Source organism: Chryseobacterium sp. UF-290 (assembly GCF_058245615.1).
In genome coordinates this window covers 53777-60974 of the sequence record NZ_JBSICB010000023.1, presented here as the reverse complement: position 1 = coordinate 60974, position 7198 = coordinate 53777, and the positions used below count along the sequence as shown (strand labels likewise).

The 7198-nt window shown below is 37.7% G+C and carries 3 protein-coding genes; 1 reads left to right on the top strand and 2 read right to left on the bottom strand.

The annotated features are described in order from the left end of the window. Positions 1-351 precede the first annotated feature (351 nt). Both AC4IF5_RS19535 and ligA read right to left on the bottom strand, forming a co-directional pair. Positions 352-1629 carry a hypothetical protein gene (locus AC4IF5_RS19535; protein WP_490737476.1) on the bottom strand — a complete coding sequence of 426 codons (1278 nt, stop codon included), beginning with the start codon at positions 1627-1629 and terminating at the stop codon, positions 352-354. Between the two features lie 203 nt (positions 1630-1832). Then, positions 1833-3836, bottom strand: coding sequence for an NAD-dependent DNA ligase LigA (gene ligA / locus AC4IF5_RS19530; RefSeq protein ID WP_490737474.1), 2004 nt, complete (start codon positions 3834-3836; stop codon positions 1833-1835). 270 nt (positions 3837-4106) lie between these two features. Here ligA and AC4IF5_RS19525 point away from each other — a divergent pair, with 270 nt between their 5' ends. Next, positions 4107-7193, top strand: a complete 3087-nt coding sequence (locus AC4IF5_RS19525) for a TonB-dependent receptor (RefSeq protein ID WP_490737472.1) — start codon at positions 4107-4109, stop codon at positions 7191-7193. The last annotated feature ends 5 nt before the right edge of the window (positions 7194-7198 follow it).

The following is a 7198-nucleotide window of genomic DNA, read 5'->3' as shown; positions in this document are numbered from 1 at the left end:
AGTTAAGCCCACCAGCGCCGATGGTACTGCTAACGCGGGAGAGTAGGCCGCCGCCAGTTTTTATTTTATTTTTAAAAATCCTTTATCGTTACGATAAAGGATTTTTTTGTTTTGTACCCAATAACTGCCATACTATTCATCTATCCTATTCCTATCCATACTATCCATACCTATTCTTATACTTGGATACTTATAGCTAAACCTATACATAGTATATTTAACCACACAACACATAGGTTTTCACAGGTGATTACGCTTTAATTATTTATTATTCTTATCTATTTAAGAATATGGAGTTCTATAACTTCTATAATTAAAAACTTTTTCATTAACTGATGAAACGGTTATAATTTAAAATATCTGTTTTATATCTTTAATACCAATTGTTACATATTTTCCCAGTGGAAAATATTCTATGTCGTACATTATGTTATTAGTAGTATCACTAATCACGTGTTGCTTGCCGTCAATATCAGTAAGAAATATAGTAAATTGTTTAGTTTTCTCGGGTAAATCAATCTTTATTTTATTTCCAAAATGTAGATCACCAGCCTGAACTTGTGCTGTAGAAATTTTGGAGACTATTCTGGATTCTTTAAATGCTACATGTAATTTTAAACTGCCTCTAGCATCGTATACCACTACTTTAGCTAATACTTTCTGACAACTACCTGAATTTGCAACTGAACCTCTCAGCTGGAAACCATGTTTAGTCCTATCAAAAATTCCATTAAATTGAGAGTTTTGAGTCTTATTAACGTCTACTTTTATTGATTCTAAGACAATATCCCATCCGTCTCTGGCATTTACATTATAAGTGAGGTGTTTAGTTCCGCTACAATGATCATTTCTATGGCTGTATTCTTCATTTCTATCATAAAAGTCAGTTTCTTCCCCCTCAACCTTTGCTTCTAGATTATAATTTCCAAATTTATTGGGAATATTAAATACTAAAACCTTATAGTTAATCTTTTTGTTTTTTGAAAATAATCCTGCTTTATATTCAAAATTCAAATCTCCATATAACTTATCAACAGTGTTCGAATTTTGTAAGCTCTTTGGATATTCAAATATCATTTGATTTTCTGTACTGGAAATTAATTTACACTTTATTCCATTAAAAACTAATGACAGTTTTTTTGTTTTGCCAAGAAATGATCCCTTAAAGACTAAATTATTATTCCAGCCACGACCAACAGCATTGGGAGTATATTTCAATATTCTGGGCTGTGTTTTAGAGCCAGGAATAGTAGATAGTGCATCATTTAAATTGGCAATTGTTTCATCCAATTTGTTTAAAGTACCTGCTGCCTTAATATCAAAGTTATTAACTGTGTTATTCATCTGATTGAAGGTAAGTCTAACCTTATCATCCAACTCATCAAATGTTTTATTGAGTAAACCATTTCCTACTTTTTCAAGATTATCTTCCACAAGAAGCAAATGCTGCCTAATTTCAAAGGAATTTTTTGATACCATAAAGTCTGTGTCATTCAGGATATCCTGAATCGCCTTTTTTGTATCGTCAATAAATGTAGAAACTAGCATTCCTCCTGCAACTTGACTGTTAAAAAATGAGAATGTTAATAGTAAAATAATGAGGACCAGTTTTGATGTAATTGTTTTCATGATATATAATTTTAAAATCTAGTTAAAATTATTATCAAAGTTTATAATGGGAAATAACACTTTTGTGTAGTATTTCAAGCTGATATTGTCACAGGGATGTAGAGCAGCTTGAGTAAACTATTATACACTCCAGGTAACCGGATATCAAAAAAACCATTGAAAAGAATCAATGGCTTTTGGGTAAAAATATTTTCAATTATTTACTATTTCTCAATCAGATCCAAAAACTGCTGTTCATCCAGAATAGTAATGGTTCCTATATCCTGAGCTTTTTTTAGTTTACTTCCTGCCTTTTCTCCTACCACAAGGTAGTTGAGATTTTTCGAAACGGCAGAAATATTTTTCCCGCCATGCTTTTCTACCATTTCCTCAGCCTGCTCTCTTGTGAATAAAGACAGTTTCCCGGTGAATAAGAAAGCTTTTCCTTCCAATACATTAGATAGGACCTCATTGGTACTTTCCCCTTTTTCAAGCTGTACCCCATAAGATTTCAAACGTTCGATCATCAGTATATTTTCAGAATTCTGGAAGAAATCTACAATGCTTACGGCGATCTTGGTTCCGATGTCTTCTACCTGGCAAAGCTCTTCAACAGTAGCATTCTTTAATTCTTCAATAGTTGGGAAGTTTTTGACGAGTTTCTTGGCAACTGTTTCCCCCACATGTTTGATCCCGATTCCATACAATACCTTCTCAAATGGGATATCTTTTGATTTTTCAATCCCTGTGATAATATTCTGAGCGGATTTCTCAGCCATTCTTTCCAGTGGAAGAAGCTGTTCTTTCGTTAAAACATAGAAATCAGCCGGATTTTCAATTAGCTTTTCTCTGTAAAGCTGTTCGATTGTTTCACTTCCAAGGTTTTCAATATTCAAGGCCTTTCTGGAAACATAATGGATCATTCTTCCCACAACCTGTGGCGGACAGTGAAGTTCGTTCGGGCAGAAGTGGATGGCCTGATCTTCAATTTTTACCAGCTCAGTACCACATTCAGGGCAATGCCTGATATATTCTATTTCCTTGCTTTCCTCTGTTCTTTTATCCGTGTTTACTCCAACGATCTTTGGAATGATCTCTCCTCCTTTTTCTACATAGACAAAATCATGTTCATGCAGATCCAGTTTTTTGATGATATCTTCATTATGCAGAGATGCTCTTTTTACAGTAGTTCCAGCCAATAGAACAGGTTTTAGATTCGCCACCGGAGTAATTGCTCCGGTTCTTCCTACCTGGTAAGAAACACTTTTTAGCTCAGTTTCTACCTTTTCAGCCTTAAATTTATAAGCCATGGCCCAGCGTGGAGACTTTGCTGTATATCCAAGCTGTCTCTGCTGTTGCAGCGAATTCACTTTTAAAACAATACCATCAATTTCAAAAGGAAGATGATGACGCTCTGTATCCCAGAAGGTGATAAACTCTTTTACTTCATCCAGGGTTCTGCATAATTTGGCCTGCTGGGAAGTTTTGAAGCCCCAGCTCTGTGCTTTCTGAAGCAGCTCCCAGTGCGTTTCTGTCGGAACATCTTCAGAAATAAATTGGTACAATACAGAAGAAAGCCCACGTTTTCTTACTTCGGAACTGTCCTGCATTTTCAGGCTTCCGCTTGCGGTATTCCTTGGATTCATGAATGGGTCAAGTCCTTCTTCCTCACGCAGTTTATTGAGCTTGTCAAAATTCTTTCGGGTCAGATAGATTTCTCCGCGCATAAAGAAATGAGAAGGGAAATCTCCTTTTAAAGTTAAAGGAATATCTGAAATAGTACGGATATTCGGAGTGATCTCGTCTCCCTGGAAACCATCCCCACGGGTCACTGCCTGGGTCAGTTTTCCGTTTTCATAAAGAATGGAAATAGAAGCACCGTCGTACTTCAGCTCTGCAACAAACTCTACAGGTCCGTCAATGGTTTTGATAATTCTTTTTTCCCAGTCTTCCAGATCATCAAAATCATAGGAATTGTCAAGAGAGTACATTCTGAATTTGTGCTGAATGTTCGGGAAGACCTTTGTAATTCCGCCCCCTACACGTACTGTAGGTGAGTTCTCATCATAAAACTCAGGATGCTTGGCTTCCAGATTCTGAAGCTGCTCCAGGAGCATATCAAACTCATAATCAGTAATGGTAGGCGTATCCAGAAGGTAATAGTTCTCATTATGTTGATGAAGCTCTTTGCGGAGCTGTTCTATCTTTTGTTGAATGTTTTCAGACATGTGCTGTATATCTTTTGAGCAAAAATAACTAAAGTAACGTGAATACGTAAGGATTTTATTGAGGCAAAATCATCTAAAAAATAACAAAATTCAATTTTATAGCAAAATTAAGGATGCGTAATGTATTTCAATTGGCTGATTACGTGTGAAATAGAATTTATGTTTAAAGTAATTTAACATAACGTTTTGATTTAATTAAAGAAATGTTAAAGCTCTCTTAAATAGTTAACCTTTAAAGTCAAAATACCTTTGCACATCTAATTTGAAGAAATGAGAAAAGTAAAGATTGTACTCGGGTTATTGTTTTTAGGGCTTGGAACAATGGCTTATGCGCAGACCACGCAGGCTTCTATCGTAGGAAAAGTTACCGGGCCGGGAAGTTCAGCTCAGGAAAAAGTGAAAGTGACCATTGTCAACGAATCTACAGGGTTCCGCACAGAAACGGAAACGAACTCAAAAGGGGAGTATATCTTTAAAGAAATTCCTTTGGGTGGGCCTTATACGGTGATTGTAAATGATGATAAGAAAGAAGGCTATAATGTCAACTTCGGAGATCAGGTTACAGTCAATATGGATCTCGGGGGAGAAAAGCAGATTGAAGAAGTGAAAATTACCGGCAACCTGAAGAATAAGATCGGAAACCTTGGGGCTGCTACAGCGATCTCTGCCAAGAACATCAGTATGCTTCCGGTAAACGGAAGGAACTTTACCAACCTTACAGAATTATCCCCATTAAGCGGAAAAGGTGGAAATTTGTCCGGACAGCTTGGATCTTCCACCAACTTTACCATTGATGGAATGACTGCTAAAAACCCGACTTCCGCAGGGTCTACAACCAGCCGAAGCGGAGCTCCTTTCTCTATTTCCATTGAAGCGGTACGTGAATTCAAAATTACTACCAACCAATATGACGTTACTCTGGGAAGAAGTGGTGGTGGAACCGTAAGTGCTGTTACCAAATCAGGAACCAATAAATTTTCAGGAAGTGCCTGGGAATATTTAAGAACCAACTGGCTTTCCAGCCCATACGATATCAGAGGAAACAAAAGACAGAATGATTTCTCAACTTCTCAGTTCGGATTTTCTTTGGGAGGACCAATTATCAGAAATAAATTACATTTTTTCGTAGCCTGGGATCATCAGCTGGATTCAAGACCTTTGGTCATTGCAGACATCAAATCTCCGGATGACGAGAAAAGATTCAACACGACAACAGAGACACTGAATCAGTTCCTGGATATCGCAAGATCAAAATATGGAGTAGGCAATACACCACAGTTCGGAACTTTTGATAAAGTAAGAAATTCTGATGCCGCATTTTTACGTTTAGACTGGCAGATCAATGAGAAACACTTATTGACGTTGAGAAATAACTTCACTTACGATCTTAATAAAAACGGATTGGGTGATAATACCAGTATCAACTTCTTCGAATCTTACGGAAATGACAAAAACCTTGACAACAGTTTGTTATTAACATTAAGATCAAACCTGAAACCTAATTTAACAAACGAATTAAAAGCGCAGTACCTTTATACCTTCCAGGACAGTTACCAGAACAATGAATTAGGGAAGCCTGTTCCGAGAGCGATTGTTGAAGGAGTAGCTTCAAATGTAGGGGCTACAAATATTCAGATCGGCGGACACCGTTTTGCTCAGGAAAGCTTCAGAAATAATGTATTGCAGATTGTAGACAACTTATATTACAATACGGATAAGGTAAAATATACTTTTGGTGCCGACCTGATGTATACGACTGCAAAATCGGTATACGGAAGTGAAGTGAACGGAAGATTCCATTTCCAGGGGCTTGGTAATTTTGATGCGATGACGCCTTACAGGTTTTACAGAGAAGTTCCTTTGATGGAAGATCCATCCGTAAGATCAAACATTTGGAATATTGGTGTTTACGGTCAGTTTCAGACAAAAGTTGCCAAAGGACTTGATCTGATGGCCGGATTAAGATTGGACTACGGAGGCTATCCAAAAGCGGAATTCAATCAGAAGCTGTTTGATGAGATGGGAATCAGAACAGACAATAAGATCAAATCATTTGTGATCCAGCCGAGATTCCAGTTTGACTGGAATATCAATGAGGAGAATAAAGACTTCCTTAAGTTCGGAGCAGGGATATTCTCTTCGGATATTAACAATTATATGATCATCAATAATCTGGTATTTGACGGAAAGCATCTTGCAACGGTAGATGTCAACCCTATAGCTATTGGTCTTACCCCCGATTTTAACGACTATAGAAATAATTACGGAAGTGTACCTGCACTTGCCCAGTATCAGATTCCTACCATCAATTATACAGGGAAAGATGCAAGGATCCCGATCGTGTATAAAGCCAATATCTCCTACACGCATTTCTTCAATGAGAGATTCAGAGCGGGAATAGCAGGATACATGGCATTGGGTAGAAATAATTACTACTATTATGACAGAAACATGGTGGCTAACCCGTTTTTTACATTGGCTAACGAGGGAGGAAGAGGCGTATTTATTCCTACCAGCGCTATTACCAATAATGCTAATAATAGTGTAAGCTTCGACTGGAAAGCAGGAAGAATCAATCCTAATTTCGGCAGAGTCCTTGAATTGGTGAGTGACGGTAAGGTAAATCAGTTCTCATTTGTTGTAGATACAAGTTACCGTTACTGGAAAGATGGAGAGATCACAGCAAGTTATACCTGGTCTGATATTAAAGACAATACTTCCTATAACGGAAACGTAGCCAATTCTGCAACATTATCAACCATGATCCAGAGTGATCCGAGAGATCTGAGAATGACCTATTCTGATAATCAGTTCAGAAACAAGGTGGTGCTCTATGGTAATTCACCTACCGTTGCAGGATTTACATTAGGACTACGATATTCAGGAATCGGGGGTACACGTTTCTCTATGACGGCAGGAGGAAATATTAACGGAGACTTTGTAGACTCCAATGACCTGGCTTATATCTTCCCTGATATTGCCCAGACCATTCTAGATGATCCTCAGGTGGGACAGGCGCTGAAAGATTATATCAGTGAGTATAACGGGAAAATCGCGGAACGTAACGGAGGTAAGAACGCATTCTACGGCGTTTGGGACCTTCGTGTGGCTAAGAAAATAAAATTTGATAAAGTAGGCGCATTCGAGCTTTCTGTAGATATTTTCAATGTAGCAAACCTGCTGAATAAAGAATGGGGGGTGAACAAATCATACGGAAATACATCTTTATACAGGGTAACTAAGTTTAATCAGGACACCAGACAGTTTGAATACGTTAAAAATGTAAGCGGAAGCGGACTGGCTCCTCTGTCGGGAAATCCGTACCAGATCCAGATCGGAGCGAAGTATAGTTTCTGATAATA

Excerpts from the sequence above, each read along its gene's own strand:
- ligA (WP_490737474.1), bottom strand. The coding sequence starts at position 3,836 with ATGTCTGAAAACATTCAACAAAAGATAGAACAGCTCCGCAAAGAGCTT.
- AC4IF5_RS19535 (WP_490737476.1), bottom strand. The coding sequence starts at position 1,629 with ATGAAAACAATTACATCAAAACTGGTCCTCATTATTTTACTATTAACA.
- AC4IF5_RS19525 (WP_490737472.1), top strand. The coding sequence starts at position 4,107 with ATGAGAAAAGTAAAGATTGTACTCGGGTTATTGTTTTTAGGGCTTGGA.